Origin of the sequence: Candidatus Villigracilis vicinus (assembly GCF_016702885.1) — a bacterium.
GTDB lineage: Bacteria > Chloroflexota > Anaerolineae > Anaerolineales > Villigracilaceae > Villigracilis > Villigracilis vicinus.
On sequence record NZ_JADJDD010000007.1, the window covers coordinates 144,464 to 160,366 of the forward strand.

At 51.4% G+C, this 15,903-nt stretch carries 19 protein-coding genes; 10 read left to right on the forward strand and 9 right to left on the reverse strand.

The window, feature by feature from the left end:
• Positions 1-19: 19 nt before the first annotated feature.
• Together IPG80_RS07765 and IPG80_RS07770 are read right to left on the reverse strand one after the other, a co-directional pair.
• Positions 20-1,243 (reverse strand): exonuclease SbcCD subunit D, encoded by a 1,224-nt coding sequence (locus IPG80_RS07765; protein ID WP_345104780.1) that lies wholly within the window; start codon positions 1,241-1,243, stop codon positions 20-22.
• Between the two features lie 13 nt (positions 1,244-1,256).
• A complete protein-coding gene (locus tag IPG80_RS07770) occupies positions 1,257-2,618 on the reverse strand; it encodes a C39 family peptidase (RefSeq protein ID WP_345104783.1) in 1,362 nt (453 codons plus the stop codon).
• Between the two features lie 172 nt (positions 2,619-2,790).
• On the opposite strand from IPG80_RS07770, the gene IPG80_RS07775 reads away from it, so the two are divergent.
• From IPG80_RS07775 to IPG80_RS07790, 4 genes are read left to right on the forward strand one after another with little or no spacing between them, the layout of a single operon-like run.
• Positions 2,791-3,315, forward strand: coding sequence for a hypothetical protein (locus IPG80_RS07775; RefSeq protein ID WP_345104786.1), 525 nt, complete (start codon positions 2,791-2,793; stop codon positions 3,313-3,315).
• 13 nt (positions 3,316-3,328) lie between these two features.
• Entirely contained in the window at positions 3,329-3,721 is a 393-nt protein-coding gene (locus tag IPG80_RS07780) for a hypothetical protein (protein WP_345104789.1), read from the forward strand.
• Positions 3,721-4,665, forward strand: a complete 945-nt coding sequence (locus IPG80_RS07785) for an FAD:protein FMN transferase (protein ID WP_345104792.1) — start codon at positions 3,721-3,723, stop codon at positions 4,663-4,665. The genes IPG80_RS07780 and IPG80_RS07785 overlap by 1 nt, the downstream gene beginning before the upstream one ends.
• The gene (locus IPG80_RS07790) at positions 4,649-5,377 is read left to right on the forward strand and encodes a hypothetical protein (RefSeq protein ID WP_345104795.1); all 729 of its coding nucleotides are present in this window, start codon (positions 4,649-4,651) and stop codon (positions 5,375-5,377) included. The genes IPG80_RS07785 and IPG80_RS07790 overlap by 17 nt, the downstream gene beginning before the upstream one ends.
• Positions 5,378-5,381: 4 nt before the next feature.
• Here the strand turns inward: IPG80_RS07790 and ruvA are convergent, their stop codons facing one another.
• The 5 genes from ruvA to IPG80_RS07815 all read right to left on the reverse strand — a co-directional run bounded on the left by ruvA (position 5,382) and on the right by IPG80_RS07815 (position 8,326).
• Positions 5,382-5,960 (reverse strand): Holliday junction branch migration protein RuvA, encoded by a 579-nt coding sequence (ruvA, locus tag IPG80_RS07795; protein WP_345104798.1) that lies wholly within the window; start codon positions 5,958-5,960, stop codon positions 5,382-5,384.
• A gap of 54 nt (positions 5,961-6,014) precedes the next feature.
• Entirely contained in the window at positions 6,015-6,410 is a 396-nt protein-coding gene (locus IPG80_RS07800) for a GxxExxY protein (RefSeq protein ID WP_345104801.1), read from the reverse strand.
• A gap of 51 nt (positions 6,411-6,461) precedes the next feature.
• Positions 6,462-6,944, reverse strand: coding sequence for a crossover junction endodeoxyribonuclease RuvC (gene ruvC / locus IPG80_RS07805; protein WP_345104804.1), 483 nt, complete (start codon positions 6,942-6,944; stop codon positions 6,462-6,464).
• Positions 6,945-7,024: 80 nt separating this feature from the next.
• Positions 7,025-7,777, reverse strand: a complete 753-nt coding sequence (locus IPG80_RS07810) for a YebC/PmpR family DNA-binding transcriptional regulator (protein ID WP_345104807.1) — start codon at positions 7,775-7,777, stop codon at positions 7,025-7,027.
• An 84-nt stretch (positions 7,778-7,861) separates the two neighbouring features.
• Positions 7,862-8,326 (reverse strand): hypothetical protein, encoded by a 465-nt coding sequence (locus IPG80_RS07815; protein WP_345104809.1) that lies wholly within the window; start codon positions 8,324-8,326, stop codon positions 7,862-7,864.
• 123 nt (positions 8,327-8,449) lie between these two features.
• Here IPG80_RS07815 and folE point away from each other — a divergent pair, with 123 nt between their 5' ends.
• Positions 8,450-9,085 carry a GTP cyclohydrolase I FolE gene (gene folE, locus IPG80_RS07820; RefSeq protein WP_345104812.1) on the forward strand — a complete coding sequence of 212 codons (636 nt, stop codon included), beginning with the start codon at positions 8,450-8,452 and terminating at the stop codon, positions 9,083-9,085.
• Positions 9,086-9,097: 12 nt separating this feature from the next.
• Here folE and IPG80_RS07825 read toward each other — a convergent pair whose 3' ends face one another.
• Complete coding sequence (locus tag IPG80_RS07825; RefSeq protein ID WP_345104814.1) at positions 9,098-9,454, reverse strand: dihydroneopterin aldolase; 357 nt, start codon at positions 9,452-9,454, stop codon at positions 9,098-9,100.
• A 120-nt stretch (positions 9,455-9,574) separates the two neighbouring features.
• Between IPG80_RS07825 and IPG80_RS07830 the strand changes: the two genes are divergently transcribed.
• The 3 genes from IPG80_RS07830 to IPG80_RS07840 are packed head-to-tail and all read left to right on the forward strand — an operon-like array spanning position 9,575 to position 13,888.
• Positions 9,575-10,651: an ATP-grasp domain-containing protein gene (locus IPG80_RS07830; protein WP_345104816.1), complete on the forward strand. Its 1,077-nt coding sequence runs from the start codon at positions 9,575-9,577 to the stop codon at positions 10,649-10,651.
• A 49-nt stretch (positions 10,652-10,700) separates the two neighbouring features.
• Complete coding sequence (locus IPG80_RS07835; protein ID WP_345104819.1) at positions 10,701-12,782, forward strand: hypothetical protein; 2,082 nt, start codon at positions 10,701-10,703, stop codon at positions 12,780-12,782.
• Between the two features lie 53 nt (positions 12,783-12,835).
• The gene (locus tag IPG80_RS07840) at positions 12,836-13,888 is read left to right on the forward strand and encodes a DUF5050 domain-containing protein (protein ID WP_345104822.1); all 1,053 of its coding nucleotides are present in this window, start codon (positions 12,836-12,838) and stop codon (positions 13,886-13,888) included.
• A gap of 70 nt (positions 13,889-13,958) precedes the next feature.
• Here the strand turns inward: IPG80_RS07840 and IPG80_RS07845 are convergent, their stop codons facing one another.
• Positions 13,959-14,543 (reverse strand): hypothetical protein, encoded by a 585-nt coding sequence (locus tag IPG80_RS07845; RefSeq protein WP_345104825.1) that lies wholly within the window; start codon positions 14,541-14,543, stop codon positions 13,959-13,961.
• 294 nt (positions 14,544-14,837) lie between these two features.
• On the opposite strand from IPG80_RS07845, the gene IPG80_RS07850 reads away from it, so the two are divergent.
• Entirely contained in the window at positions 14,838-15,374 is a 537-nt protein-coding gene (locus IPG80_RS07850; RefSeq protein ID WP_345104828.1) for a sigma-70 family RNA polymerase sigma factor, read from the forward strand.
• Positions 15,361-15,882 (forward strand): zf-HC2 domain-containing protein, encoded by a 522-nt coding sequence (locus tag IPG80_RS07855; protein ID WP_345104830.1) that lies wholly within the window; start codon positions 15,361-15,363, stop codon positions 15,880-15,882. The genes IPG80_RS07850 and IPG80_RS07855 overlap by 14 nt, the downstream gene beginning before the upstream one ends.
• Positions 15,883-15,903 lie beyond the last annotated feature (21 nt).

Genomic DNA, 15,903 nt, shown 5'->3' on the forward strand with positions numbered 1-15,903 from the left:
ACGTTTCAAGTAACAAGTGTCAAGAGTCCTGCGAATCTTCGGTGATGATCTCCTGCGCCAGAGCTTTCAACTCATCTGCATTTGAAACCTTCGATGCATCAAAATATTGTCCCAGCAGGTCCAACGGACTCAAACTGCTCACCACCTGCCCTTCATCAATGCGCACACGCGACTCGATCTGCGGGCGTTTGACAAAATGGAACTCAAAGGCTTCTGCCGTATATTTTCGCAGGGCAGCTTCGTCAATGAGGGCATCCCATTCTCTTGGATATTCCACCACCAGCCGGATGATCGCTTCGGGCATTTCCTTTGGGCTGGGTAATGCCGCTTTGAGAGTCTCGGTCACGTTCTCGCTGGACTTTAGAACTGCGCGGCGGTCTATGAACCTTCTCACTCCTGTGAGTTGGATCCACTCTACTTCCGTATCCCGCCCTTTTTCCACATCGGCAACAACGAAGAAACGATCTTCCTTCGCTTCGCCAAAGTCCACCCGCTCTATGGAACCTGGGTAGATCACCGGCGGCTGATGTCCTTCGTTCACATCCTGAGGCTTGTGAATATGCCCCATTGCCACATAGCTTAATTTGGGGTTCTTCACCAATGAACCGGTTAGCACCAGATCATTGCCCAACATGACGAGTCTTTCTCCGCCAAACTTTGCCCCTTCAATGGAGGCGTGGGCTGTCAACACGATCGGCAGAGCTGGGTCGCTGTCTTCGATCCAGCTGCTGATCAAGTCACCGATGTTTTCTTCGATGCGTGAGAACGCCTGTGTGGAATCCGTCTCGCCGGTGGCAGCCATTAACCCTGAACGCGCCACCCACGGCATGGCAATGACTTGCAGAGGCAGCCCCCACAGGTCTTCTGGTGTGAGTAGTTGAGGGGCATCCAGCACTTTTACGAACGGCACATTCAGAGTCTTGAATTCTTGCAGAGCATGCGCGCGCCCAATGGATGGGGAAATATCGTGGTTGCCCACCAATAGCAGCGTGGGTATCTTCGCCTGTGAAAGTTTCATGATGCGCCTGCCCCACTCGCGTTGAAAGGTCGGAGCCGGAGAACGATCTTTGTAGGCATCGCCCGCAAAGATGACCAGGTCCACCTTGCGTTCGATGGCAGTATCCACGATCGTGTCGAGCGATTTGAGAAAATCCAACACACGCAGCGGCAGCCCGGAGACCGGGTCATGCCGTCCGTAGTTCGTCATATCGATATGGGCATCTGCAAAGTGTAATAGTTTCATGGTGTAGTGTGGCTTATGGTTGCAATCCCAATTCTTGCAACGCCTGTACCGCCGGGAACCAATCCGCATGGACTTGGAGTGCAGCACGATAATCTGCCACGGCGGCGTTGGTGTCGCCGATCATGGAATAGGCGCGCCCGCGCCAAAGCAGGGATTCTTCCAGAGTGGGCTTCGAGATGGTTTTTGTGAGGGTGGTGTTGGCGAGGTCGATCACATCCTGGTAACGCGCAGAGTAGTAATATGCAAAATAAGGACCCGTTTGATACCACATCATACGAAAGGGTCGGTTGCCTTTGGCTGTGTCCCATTTGGAATATTGATTGAACGCCTGGTCATAGGCGATGGCGGCATCAGCATATTGATTCAGGATGACCTGACTGGTGCCTTTGTTGAAATAAACAAAGAACAAGTCGTTGCCTTTTAGTTCAGTAAGTTCTTGATTTGCGAGTTCGAGGGCGTGAGTGGCAGCCCAGGTCTCATCTTCCCAGGGACCGAGAAGGTTCAGCACCTCTGTTTCACGGTCGGCGGGATATACCACCATGAATAAATAGTTGAAGGAGCGCCAGCCATCTTGATATTCGTCATATTTGCTAAGCAGGTCTTTGCCGGGTTTTAGGTAGGCATCCTGCACAATGAATCCGCCGCGCGCATCGTCGTAGCCGGTGGTGAAGAGATAATGACCAAGCCAGTCGATCTTGCCGGTGTAATCGCGTTCGTAATAGCCTTTTTCTACAATAACGGGGAAACCTGCCGCGATAAGTCGTTTGAGCAGGTCCATGTCGCCGCCGTAGCGTGAAAGGGCGCGGTATTCCGTGGTCTGTATGTTGACGAAATCCACCAACTCGTAGGGCATCACGTTCTTGTCGGGCAGTCCGCGTTCGATGAATTCCAGGTTGAGGTTTGGCGAGCCGGGTTTTACCACTTTGGCAATGTCGTCACGGTCACCGCCCCAGCCCCAGAATTTCAATGCCATCGTTAAATTGGCAGGACCGCAATAGTTCCACCGTCCATGTTGGTCAACGTAGATAACGTCCGGCAGGATCGCTGTATCAGGCACGGGTGTCGTAGTGACCGTCGGCTTGACTGTGGGTCCCGCTTTTGGTGTAGATGTCGCCTTGGGAGTCAATGTCAACAGCATTTCAGCGCGGGCAGTTCCAACTGCGGTTTCAATGGTTAATGGGTTCGGTTCACTGGGTTCAAAAACAGCTTCGCTGGGAGGGTTGAAGAAATAAACAATGCGTGTGCGCAGGAGTTCATATTGTGTTGAGAGTCGGCTTCTCACGGGTGGCAGTAAGGCAATACCAACCCCTAGCACAATAATAACGATCACCGCCAAAATAAACCAACGCTTGTCGATATTTTTCAATTTATTCATATAAAAGATTATAAAGCAAAACCCACGGCTCTTTCTTTGTGATGTATTTCTTTTACAGTCTTTTTGAAGCATTCTCTAATAAATCATTAATTTCATCCCCATAACCAATTCACATCGATTTCGACTTTTCTATGTAGACGGAAATTATCAATTCAGATAAAAGGAGTGTGAAATGAGAAAAAGTACTTTATTCATCTCGGCAATGTTGACCATGTTTCTAATGGCGACCATGTTTGGTGTGGCTTCGGCGTATCAAACCGTAGTGAAGAATGGCGGTATGAGTGTGTTCAACAGTCAGCCGCCCAAGCAGGTTGCATCGCAATCGGTGGATGGGCAACTTGTGAATGTGCCGGTCGCCTCTTCAGAGCCGCAGGTGGTATCTCCTGATCAGGCCACGAACATTGCCGTTGATTTCCTTGGTGACCCGGGTGTGTATAGTGTGGAAGTTGTGAATTACGAGGGCGCTTCTGCTTATCTGGTCACGTTCAGTTCTGGTGATCTGGTGTATGTCAGTTCAACTGGGGTTGTGCTTACAAATAATAAAGTTCAGCCTGTGGTGGTTGTAGCGGCATCTAACGTTGGGGCGGGAGCGGGCTCTGGTACTAGCGGCTCAAACCAAGGTTCCAACTCTGGAAATTCTGGCGGCGATGAATCCAGTGAGCATGAAGGCGGCGAGCATGACGAGCACGATGATTAGGAAGGATATCTAAATGGCTCCCAAATCGAATGGAAATAAATGGTCTGACATACAATTTGCAATTGCTGCGATCTCGATGACATCTGTGATCGCGTTCTGGAACATGTTCGCCGGACCCGATAGGGCAAAAGCGGATCAAAAAGCCGCAGAACAGCAGGCGTTATTGCGCCTTGTGGAGAAATCGTCCACAGCGGCTGAATCTCCCACGCCTGTGGTGACCATGCCCCCGGTCGGTTACACCATTTTATTCGGCGGTAAAGCTCCGCAGCCGCAAGTTGTTGTGATTAGTAAGCCAAAAGGAAATGGTGGTGGAGGGGGCGGTAATGAAGACCCTGGTGATGGTGGCGGCGGAGGTGGTGGTGGACCTGCGGCTGCGCAACCAGCAACATCCACTTCTTCATCCTGATGCTGCACCGATACCCTTTCCGTGCCATGGGCAGCGATATGCTTGCCATCCTCGAACTGGATTCGGATTCTGCGCCGGATATTTTGCAGGATATTCCGCTCTGGTTCGAGGAATGGGAGCAAGCCCTCAGCCGCTTCAGGCTGGACAGTGAACTGTCTCGCCTCAACCGAACCTTCGACCAGCCGACACCGGTCAGCGAGGCGCTCTGGGGCGTCTTCCAGACCGCTTTGTGGGCTGATGAGCTAAGCAATGGACTGGTTACCCCCACTGTGCTGGATGCGATGCTTACGGCAGGGTATGACCTTTCCTTTGATGAACTTCCGCGTGCGCAATTCAACGGCATGACATTCGGTAATTCGGAAATTCATCCGCTTGCCACGGTAGTCGTGGACTCTAAAAATCGCACCCTCACATTACCCCAAGGCGTTCGCCTTGACTTTGGCGGTGTTGCCAAAGGCTGGGCCGCACATCAGACTATCGAACGCTTGCAGGCGCTTGGTCCCTGCTTGATGAATGCAGGCGGCGATATTGCAATTAGTGGTCCACGCCTGGATGGCAGCGCCTGGCAGATCGGCGTATCCAGCCCTTTTGAAGCTGGAAACGATTTTGACATTCTACATGTGTATAAAGGCGGGGTTGCCTCATCTGGAAAAGACCGCCGAAATTGGAAGCGCAACGGCATCTTGCAGCATCACATCATCCACCCCGGTACCGGTCTGCCAGTGGATACGGATGTTGTGCGTGCCACGGTCGTTGCCCCAACGGTGATGGAAGCCGAAGCTGCGGCGAAGACCGCGTTCATCCTTGGCAGTGAACTGGGGCTCGAGTGGGTCGAGTCACATCCATCTTGTGCGGGAATGTTGATCATGGAATCCGGCGAGGTGTATATCAGCCCGTCAATGCCGGAATATTTGCAAGGAGCTATGCATGCAATCTCAAAATGAATTTAACGAATCCTCGGTTAGTATCCAGTCGTTTCTGCTTTTTCTTTTCGCGTCTCTCATGGGGGTATTGATCGCAGCATTGGTGCTGCCTTTTGTATTGCCGAATATGGCGTTCTCGTTAAGCGGCGAAGGACCGAAAGCCTACTGGTACCTTTCGCGCGGCACGGCTTTTGTTTCGCTTTCTCTTCTTTGGCTTTCGATGGCGTTGGGTTTGGGTATCACCAACAAAATGGCGCGGTTTTGGCCCGGCATGCCGGCTACCTTTGCGATCCATGAGTATGTCAGTTTGCTGGGGCTGGCGTTTGCAATCTTCCATGCCGTTGTGCTGCTTGGAGATCACTATATCAATTTCACCCTGCTGCAATTGCTCATCCCTTTTAGCACAGCGGGGTATAAACCTTTTTGGGTGGGGGTGGGGCAGATCGGTTTTTATATCTGGCTTGTTGTAACGCTTAGTTTTTATATCCGCCCTGTGATCGGTCAAAAAACCTGGCGCTTGTTACATTACCTGAGCTTTGCCATGTACTTCGTTGGCATCTTTCACGCCATCTTCAGCGGAACAGACTCAAATATGAGTTGGGCACAGAACTATTACTGGTTCTCTGCAGGAAGTTTGCTCTTCCTGCTCTTTGTGCGCATCGTCAGTGTTGTGGCTGATTCGATGTTTCCTGAAAAAAGATCTGCCCCTGCTTCACGCCCAACACGCGGCTAAAGACTTATCTGCCGATATATTGCAAGGCGAGGCGCAGCCGTTCTTCAACATCCTTGGGGGCGTCTTTGGGTAATGCTTGCAGTGCGGCTTGTGCTTCAACCACAGAATATCCCAGCGCGGTGAGCGCGGCAAGGACTTCACTGTCGTAATCTGTAAGCGCCGCGATCCTGCCAAGGGCATCGGTGGGCTTGAGTTTATCTTTGAGGTGAATGGCGATCTTCTGCGCGGTCTTTTTGCCCACACCGGGAACCTTGCCGAGCAGCTCTTCTTCATCGGCAAAGATGGCGCGCTGAATGGTTTCCAGCGTGAGTGTGGATAACACGGATAATGCAACCTTGGGACCGACTCCGTCCACGCCAAGCAGGATGTTGAAAAGATCGCGGTCTGATTGAGATTCAAAGCCGTAGAGCGTCAACGCATCTTCCCGAACGACGAGGTGTGTGAACAAAAAAAGAATTTCCCCCGCCTTGGCATTCGTACGTACTGGTGCCGGGACAAATACTCTCAATCCCACACCGCCCACTTCGACGATGATGGCATTATCTTCAACATGTGATACTTCTCCGCGCAGGGTTGCAATCATGGGCTTATTTAACCACAGATGAACACGGATAAAAAGGATATTTGGGAGGGATTATTAATTTGAGGCTTTCCAGTTATTGGAGGGGCGAAGACGTTTTAGCTCAACTTTGGTTGCACCAAAGTTGATGAGAAGACAAATTTCTGCACCGGTTGCGCGCAAATAATTCAAAGCTTGCGCTGTGTGCTCATCTTTAAGCATAGAAACAGCCTTTAATTCGACCAAAATCCGATTCTTAACCAATAGGTCAGCAACAAATTCACCTACTACAATCCCATCGAAATTAACTTTGATAGGATACTGCTGAACTACATGTAAGTCTGATTTGCGAAGTAAATGAGCGAGTGCGTTTTCGTAGACTTTTTCGACAAATCCAATCCCTAGTGTATTGCTAACTGTATATGCACAGCCAATGATTTTCTCTGTGATTGCATTACCTTCCATTGTTGGCATGTCAACCTCCCTTTCATAGAAGCCAAGGTTCATCCGTGTTTATCTGTGGTTTTAATCGTATCGAGCTGTATTCAAATGCGTGATGGCAATTGCCAGTGCATCGGCAGCATCGTCGGGTTTTGGGATTTTTTCCAGCTGCAATAAAGCCCGCACCATTTCCTGCACTTGTCGTTTTTCCGCGGAACCGTACCCTGCCACGGCTTGTTTTACTTCGTTGGGGGTGTATTCGTAGGTTCTAATTCCCGCTTTTTCCAATGCCAGCAAGATGACCCCGCGAGCCTGCCCCACGGCAATACCGGTAGTGACATTTTTCGAGAAGAATAATTTTTCGACGGCGGCGGTTTCGGGTTTATGTTTTTTCAGGATCTTGTTGAGGTCGTCGAAGAGCATCACGAGCCGTTCAGAAGCGGTGGCTTCCTTTGGGGTGAGGATCACGCCAAAGTCAACAGCGACCAATTCTCCGTCTGGCATGAGGCGGACGAGTCCGTAGCCTGTGGTGGCGGTACCGGGGTCAATTCCGAGGGCGAGAGTCATAAACCCATTTAACCACAAAGGGCACGAAGAACACGAAGGAAAATCCTTCGTGCTTTTCGTGCCCGTCGTATTTAATCTTCTTATGCGTTTTCGAGGGCTGCGAGGGCTTCGTCAGATACTTTGACGTTGTGATAAACGTCCTGCACATCATCGAGATCTTCGAGGTTTTCGACAACCTTCATGACTGCCATGATCTCTTCCACACCGAGGTCGATCTCTTGCTTGGCGATTAAGCGCAGACCAGCTTCTGCAGGTTGCACTTTGGCTTTACTAAGAGTATCCATGATGGTTTTGAAAGCATCTACGGGACCAAAGATTTCGATCTCTTCGCCGCTGTCCACAACATCATCGGCACCAGCTTCCACACCGAGTTCGAAGGCTTTATCGAATGCCATGGCGCTGGAGGGGAAGGAGAAATACGACTTTCGGTCGAACTGCCAGCCCACGGCTCCCGCTTCTGCCATATTGCCGCCAAATTTGCTGAAAATGTGACGCACATCTGAAACGGTGCGTACGCGATTATCGGTGACGCATGAGACCATCACTGCAGAGCCATGCGGACCGTAGCCTTCGAGGGTGAGTTCTTCGAATACGGCGGCATCTTTATCTTCGCCGGTGCCTTTTTTTATGGCGCGCTCGATATTGTCTTTGGGCATGTTCTCGCCGCGGGCTTTTTCCACTGCCAGGCGCAGGCGGAAGTTGGTATCGGGGTCGCCTCCATCGCGGGCGGCAATGGTGATCTCACGCGCCAGGCGGGTGAAGATGGCGCCGCGTTTGGCATCCGCTACGCCTTTTTTGCGTTTAATAGTGGACCATTTTGAATGACCAGACATGTCGTTCTCCTTCAAATAATAACCAGATTGGTTGAGAAATTATGAGATTTAGGCGGCGAAATTATACCATTCCGATTTACTAACCTAGTGCTTCGCCTTGAGGTTTTCTACGTCTCTTGGCTTGAGGTTACGCCCGCCGACCCAGGCGCCTACAGCGGTGGCAAGGACCGAGAGCAGGAAGCTGATCAGGATCGCCGCTTCGAAGCGCCCGGAAAAGATGACATTCAGGATGAGCACATCCAATGCCAATACACTCTGGCGAAAGGTCTCAGGAATGAAGATACCGAAGATCAGCCCAAGGAATGCGCCGAACGCCATGCCTGAATATGCGCCTGCACTGACCCCGCCTGTTGTCCCTGCTGTGCGGACGACGAGCATGCCCGTCAGTGCGCCGGTGACGGCTCCGCTTACAGCCCCGATGATGGCAGCCGTGAAGACACCATCCCATCTGCCGCTGATCGCACCCGTGCCTGCCCCAAGGATCGCTCCAAGCAGGATACCCAGCAAGGTGCCAAAGAAAATGCTTTTTGAAGTAAGTTCATTATTCACAGGGTTCCACTCCAATTTGACAATGTACCTCATATTGTACCTGTTCGAAAAGAGCCCACCCATGCACCGTACTCGCAAATCAGATACAATCGGAAAACCCCAACTTGTTTACTGGAGCCCCCAATGATAGACCCGGAAACCTACGAAGATTTTGACGAGCGCCCAACTTTTAACGAAGAGATTGATACGCACGCCATTGAAGCATCCATCCGAGCGATGCTGGAAGCTTTTGGCGAAAACCCAGACCGCGAGGGGCTGCAAAATACGCCCAAGCGGGTGGCGCGTATGTATCCCGAATTGCTAAGCGGATACCGTACAGATGTGGAAAAACTTGTCAACGGGGCGATCTTCAATGTGGGCTATGACGATATGGTGATCGTGCGGGATATTGAATATTTTAGTTTGTGTGAACATCATATGCTGCCGTTCATGGGGCGTGCCCATGTTGCCTACATTCCCAATAAACGTGTGATCGGTCTTTCCAAGATCCCCCGGGTAGTGGATATGTTCGCCCGCCGCCTGCAAGTGCAGGAACGCATGACCCGCCAGATCGCGGATTTCATTAATGACCTGCTCAAGCCGCAAGGCGTGGGGGTGGTGGTGGAGGGGCTGCATTTGTGTGCCATGATGCGCGGCGTTAAAAAACACGATGCCCGCATGACAACCTCGTCCATGCTGGGCACCTTTCGCAAGAGTATCAACACCCGCCAGGAATTTTTAGATCATCTTAATCGCGGTGCAGAACCTTTGCGGATCTAACCGGACCATTGCCTACTCGTCGCGTTTGCGTTCCACTTCCACGCCAACAGATTTGGCAAAACGCACTGCGCCGGGCTTTTCCACGCGCACAACCGCTTTTTTCACCAACGGCACCTCAAGGCAGATCTTTGCCAGGTCGTTTGCCAGCGCTTCCACTGTCAGGCGTTTTGCTGTTTTGGCATGAGTCTGCACCTTTGTTGCCAGCGCACTGTAATCTACGCAGTCTATGATATCGTCCGATTCTGCTGCACGGAGAGTGTCGGTATAGACCGTCACGTTGATGAGAATATCCTGCTCCACGTCACGCTCCCAGTCGCGGATACCAATAATGCCTCGCACAAGCAGATCTTTGATGAATATTTTGTCCATTCGTTCTCCTGTTCTACACCCGGCGATTTTATCATTTTGCTTTTTGTAGAACCCCTGAAAGAGTACACTTAATTTTGAGACAAGCGATAAAATGGACTTAGGTTCCCGACACAGACAGCCATGCCAAGACTTTCTATCTTGATCCCGGATGGAGAAAGCCCCTTTGCTTTGCATGTGCTTGCCTGCCTCGCGCGGAATCGATCCCTGAGCGTTCATCTTATCTCTACAAAAGCCTTTCCACTCGCCCGGTTTTCCGGGATGAAACACTCTTTCCATTTGCTTAAGCAGGGTCAGAGTCTATTGGAAGGGGTTGCGGATGTTCGAAAAAAACGTGCCATTGATCTTTGCATGCCAGTGGACACCAACAGCATCTATTATTTTGCACAGTGCCGTGAACAAGCGGAAACACTGGCAAAACTTTCGATGATCGAGTCTACGCACACGTTCCGCACTGTATGGGATAAAGGCTTGTTGGCTGATTTTCTTTTGGATCATCATCTGCCTCATCCTTACACAATTACCAGCCGGGAACAGTTCGAAAAGGAAGGTTCAAGTTTAGGGTTTCCGGTCTTGATCAAGCCGCGGCTGGCAGGCGGTGGGACGGGGATCGAGAAATTCACGGAACGTGCCGCGCTATTGGAAAAGATCGGGGAGGAACCGCTTTTTTTTGAACATTACATTATTCAACAATACGTCGATGGTGGGGATATTGATTGCAGTGTGCTCTGCAAAGATGGGCGTATTCTGGCATATACGATACAGAAGGGTTTGTATGCAAGTGCTCTCGAGTCTTTTCAGGCTCCGGATGCGATTGAATTCCTCCATCATCCTGAGGTTCTACAGGTGACCAGCGAGCTTATGGCGGCACTTGGTTGGAATGGTGTGGCTCATGTAGACCTGCGCAGACAAGACGGAGACGGGCGTATTGTGGTCATTGAGGTGAACCCTCGATTTTGGGGCAGTTTGGAAGGTTCTTTGCATGCCGGTGTGAACTTTGCGCAGCTTGCCATACAAGCAGGGCTGGGAGAAACCTTTCCCTTGCCAGAATATGCGGATATCCGTTATGCAAGCGCACTTTCTGCCATTAAAAGAAAACTACGAAACAAACCCGCCGTGGAGTTGTTTCGAGAGACCAATTTAGGTTATTATTTTAGAGATCCGCTGCCGGTTTTTGCCCGTCTGGCTGGAGTGGACTGAATGGAATTAGAAAATCTTTCGATCACGTTTATCTTTTAAGGAGACCATTATGGCAAGTGCACCTAACTTTCAATGGCAAAACGAGATACTACTTAAAGATATTTACCCCATGCGTCTGCAAAAACTGCGTGACTTCCTGATCTTTTTCAAGGAGGCTGATCTTTGGGCGGAATACAAGAGTAAGGACATTTCCACTCTGGCAGCCGATGTTGCCGAATATGAAAAGGGAATGGATGATGCCCGCACCGCTGACTTTAAAAGGTACTCTACGCTTAAGAATTATTTCATGACCAAAGAAGTGAAAGGCTACTTTGTTAAGTACAAGCCGATCGAAGAAGAGGCAATGGCTCTCATCCAAAAGAACCATGACCTCTTCGCTTCCTCCTGGCCCAAGGATATCCGCGGCGAGCGCACCTTCATTCAGAGCCGTATCGAGTCGTTCAAGACCCAGCTTGGCTTCCTGCGTGACCGCATCCGCTATTTACAGCGTCAGCTTGATGGAATGGCGGCGGAGCACCCCAACCGCACCAAGGTGGAAACGGAGTTCAAGCTAAAGAACGAAGCCGCTTTACCAATGGTGTTGGAAGAGATGGAGAAACTGCGCCAGTTCGATGAAACCTACAACAAGGTCGAAACGCCCAAACTGGAATGGTACAAACTTACCAAGGCAGACCCGAATTACAAGACATCTGAAGAGGAATTTCTTGTCCATTATGACCCGAAGGTGCCCGTCACCGTAAAAGACATTGTGCGTTTGAAGGTGGAACAGTTCGCCAAGTCGCTTGAAAGCAAGGATCAATACCAATTACTGACGGATATCCGTGCGCGCTTTGAGAAGGAGCCTAAACGCTTCCCCACATGGCTGCAATACATGGTGATCCATTTTTCGGGCATGCGTTATAAATCTGCGCATGGTTCGTGGGCAGATCCCAAAGACCTGTTGGTGCGCCTGCGTGTGGACGAGGTGAGAAAGGCACAAGCCGCACTCAGTGATGCGGATGTAGCCGCGAAGTGTGCCGAGAAGGTCGCCCAATATGAAGGTGCAGACGCAAACAAGCCTGCTCTTGCCAAAGCCGCTGATAAAACCTGGAAGGATAAAGTCGCTCTGCACATGCAGGGTGTCAAAGCCAACGGACCGAAGACCAAGCGTGCCGGTCTTGCCGGTTTGGTGGAAGAAGAAGCCAAATACGAGTTCATGTCCATGACGACCGATCAGGCTCTCGTCAAGTTGGAGGCGATGAAGGGTCAGCTTCCAGCCTGGGCGTGGAAAATGATCGTCATGCTCACATCACTGCGAGTCAAACATGTCACCGCTGCCGGGTGGGAAACTTTCACCCCCGATGAAGATAAGATCCGCTTTGCTGATACCACCCTTTACCCGATCTTTAGCAAATGGGCATCAGATAACACCGGCATGTGGCGCCCTGAACACGGACGTACCCAAGAGGTCATTGTTACCCGTGCGGTCTGTAATGAGACTGCAGAACATGCTCAACATATTCGCGGACATCTGCCGCCCGGCGGTCTGACGGATAACGCTGCCCGTTATGTGAAAGCCGCTGCCGAAAAAGTGCCCGGCGCATACTTTATCAAACCAACGGATGCAAAGCCTTACACCCAAGGTGCGAGCATCTTCTGGCTGCGTTATGTCAACACCGAGCCAAGCGTGTGGCAGATCCCCAAACCCACCGAAGATGCTAATGGGGTTGGTCTGGTTCCTGCGGAATACCTGGGCAAGCGCGCCCAACCCAAAGCGGCGAAGAACGCGTCTGCGCCCGCTGTACCGTGGGAATATAAAGGCGGCGGCTTCACCCGCACCCGCACCACCATCGATGCGGAGAAAAAGAAATCCACACAGGCTCAATGGCTGCGCTGGATCCATGAAGCCACAGTCATCGAAGTTGTTGACACCGCCGATGGCACCTACGTCTACACCTTTGAAACATCCCTGCCCGATGACTTCCGCGGCACCTCCTGCCTGGGCGTTTTCCGCAACACCCTGCGTTGGAATCTCGACGACGGCAGCGAAGATAACTACAATCGCTCCTTCGTTGGTTATGTGCCCGAAGGCAAAGCTCCGGTTGAAAATCTCAAACCGCTGATGGATTGGAACAAGATCATCCTGAAATAAAAAATGTAGGTCACGCTGCAAGCGTGACCTACAACTTTATATGCACAGCATTCATGCGTAAATTATCTATTATCGAATCGTCTCTTCTTATTGGTTTAGCCGTTGGCTTTTTGGGGTTGTGCCTGCTGATCGGTTATGCAATCATTGTCGTTGCAAACGAACCTGTGAGAACACCCACACCGATTCTGGATCTGCCTCTCATCAGCTCTCCCACCGCCGAAAGCGGACTCCTCCCTACTGACTCTGCCGCGCCTCTTTCTACCCCCAACCTGATTCCCACCATCGAATTTATTCCAACGCCGAATCCTTCCTTCAACGACACTCCACCGCCCAGCGGAAAGATCGCCTTTGCCTGCTACGTAAAACAGATTGACCAGATCTGCCTGCTCAACGCCGACGGCAGCGGACGAATCCAACTCACCAATTTCAATGCCACTGCATTCTACCCGTCCGTTTCGCCTGATGGTGGCACAGTTTTCTTCTCTTCAAGCAAGAGCGGCAACTTTGAGATTTACTCCATTGGCATCGACGGGAACAACCTGCAAAAACTAACAAACGGAATCGGTTCCCTTTACGCCCCCGAACTTTCCCCCAATGGGGAATGGGTTATCTTCACCAACAACGGCAATGGACTCTGGCTGATGAAACCCGATGGTTCCAATGACCACGCCCTCACCAATAAAGATGATATCGACCCATCTTGGTCGCCCGATGGTTCGATGATCTCCTTTGCTTCCTCACGAGCAGGCGCACGCCAATTATTTGTGATGAATTCTGATGGCACCAACATTCGCCAAGTCACCGACCTCAACAACATGGGCGGACGCAACACCTGGTCACCCGATGGCACGAGACTCGCCTTCTATCGTGGACCCAAAGGCGACCGCAATATCTACGTCATCAACGTGGACGGCACTGGCTTGGTCAAGCTCACCGACGGAGGCGACAACCTCGGTCCCTCCTGGTCTCCCGACGGCAACTGGATCGTCTTCACGTCATTTCGCGATGGCAATAACGAACTCTACATCATCCACCCCGATGGGACAGGATTGACGCGCCTGACGAATAGTCCCATTTCGGATTGGCAGCCGAGGTGGGGGAAGTAATAGCTGCAATAAAAAATACCAGCACCGTAACGGTGCTGGTATTTTTTATTGGCTTTACAGGCTATTCTTATTAGCACGGACCGTAGAAGCCATCTCCGTGGTCAGTGTAACCTCCTGGGCACATACCAATCCAAGAGGAGGCATCGTAATCATAAATGAATGGGCTTACTCCCCAGTACGGGTCATTGTACAAGAAGCTCCAGACATCATCCGTTGGGTCGCAACGGGTACCGATATGAGCATAATCTGTTGGGCTATTGGCATCATTACTCCCGAAGATGGGGTAACAATAAAGACCAGGTTGTTGTCCTCCTACATGAGGTTGAGGCATCTCTCCACCTTCCACCCAATAGGTCGAGCCTCCAAATCCAACGGTCACCCCATTATGGATCGCCCCCGAGGTATGACACACAACGGTGAATTCATCTTTTTGAGCGCAGTTGAGATCGTACGATTTTCCACCTTGTTCTTGCACATACCCACCCTTAAGCTGGCTGGGCGATAAGTAACCCGTTACTGTGAAAGTAAAGGCAAGCCCGCCGTTACGAGACACACTCATCCCCGTAACAGTACCGTCTGCCAAGGCACTTCCTGTGTTGACCACTAACAATGCCAACAAAGCCAAAACTGAAAATAACACTTTTTGTTTCATCATTTGCTCCCTTTTGTAATGGATTTGAAATACTTACACTATTACTATACTAGTACTTAAGGTGGAGAATCAAGGGGCAAACTTTGCAGATGGTTTGCAAACACCTTGCACCGTAATTACAAAAGCAACTTTTTTGCCAAGTGTGATTCTTGACAGAAAAATTCCCCATGCACCCATATCAATGGGATTGGCAGTTGAGGTTACAAGTAGAAAGCGTCTTGAGCATTTTCACTTCCCATCACCAACCGCCCCGCCCTTGCAACTTTTTCCCCGCCCCGCCTGTATTACACTCTAGCCATGAATGCGCCCACCGACCGCGACCTGATCCTGCGAGCCCGTCGCGGCGACGCTGAAGCCTACGGCGACCTCGTCGCCCGCCACCAAACGAGCGTGTTCAACGTCTGCTACCGCATTCTGCACAACCGCGCCGATGCCGAAGACCTCGCCCAGGAGACCTTCATCCGCGCCCTCGACCGTCTGCACACCTTCGACCTCGAACGCGAATTCAGCCCGTGGATCCGCCGCGTCGCCGCCAACTTGTGCCTGAACCATATCGAGTCGCACAAGCCCAGCGCCCCGCTCGACGAAGAACGGGACGAAGATAAAACTCAAGGTCCCAGCGAACAGGTCGAGGTCAGAGAAAGAAGCGAGCAGATCCGCAGCGCGCTCGCGTCCCTGCCGCCGCATTATCGTCTCGTCGTCGAACTGCGGCATTATCAAGAACTATCCTACGACGAGATCGCAAGCGAACTCAACATCCCCCTCAGCGACGTGAAGAGCCATCTCTTCCGCGCGCGCAAACTTCTCGCGGAGAAACTCCATGCACCTGACTAACGAGCAACTCAACGAATATTTGGATAACGCTTCAACCGAACGCGCCTTCATCGAAACGCATCTCGACTCATGCGGCGAATGCGTGGCGCGACTCTCCAACCTCCAAGCCTTGTTCGCGGATTTGGACTCTCTGCCCGAAGCAACCTTATCTCGCGATATCGCCGCCCGCTTCAGACCCCGCCCAAGCCTGGCTTCCCAACTTCCACGTTGGCTCACGTTGACAGCGTCTTTGCAAGCCGCTTCCGCACTGGTTGCGCTCATCGTTGCCATCCCATTCTTCTCCATCATGCTCCCCAAAGTGGAGCTGCCATCCTTCACCACCTGGTTCTTCGAAATTCAATCCCTCTGGACTTCATGGCTTGACCAACTTTCTACATTTCAAATGCCAACCTTCCAACCTTCAAACATTCCAACCCTCGAAATGTCAACGCTTTTCATTGCCCTCGCCATCGTTTCCATCTTTTGGATTTTTGGAAACGGATTGCTGTTGAGAAATAATCGCTCGTAGGGGCGACTCGCGAGTCGCCCC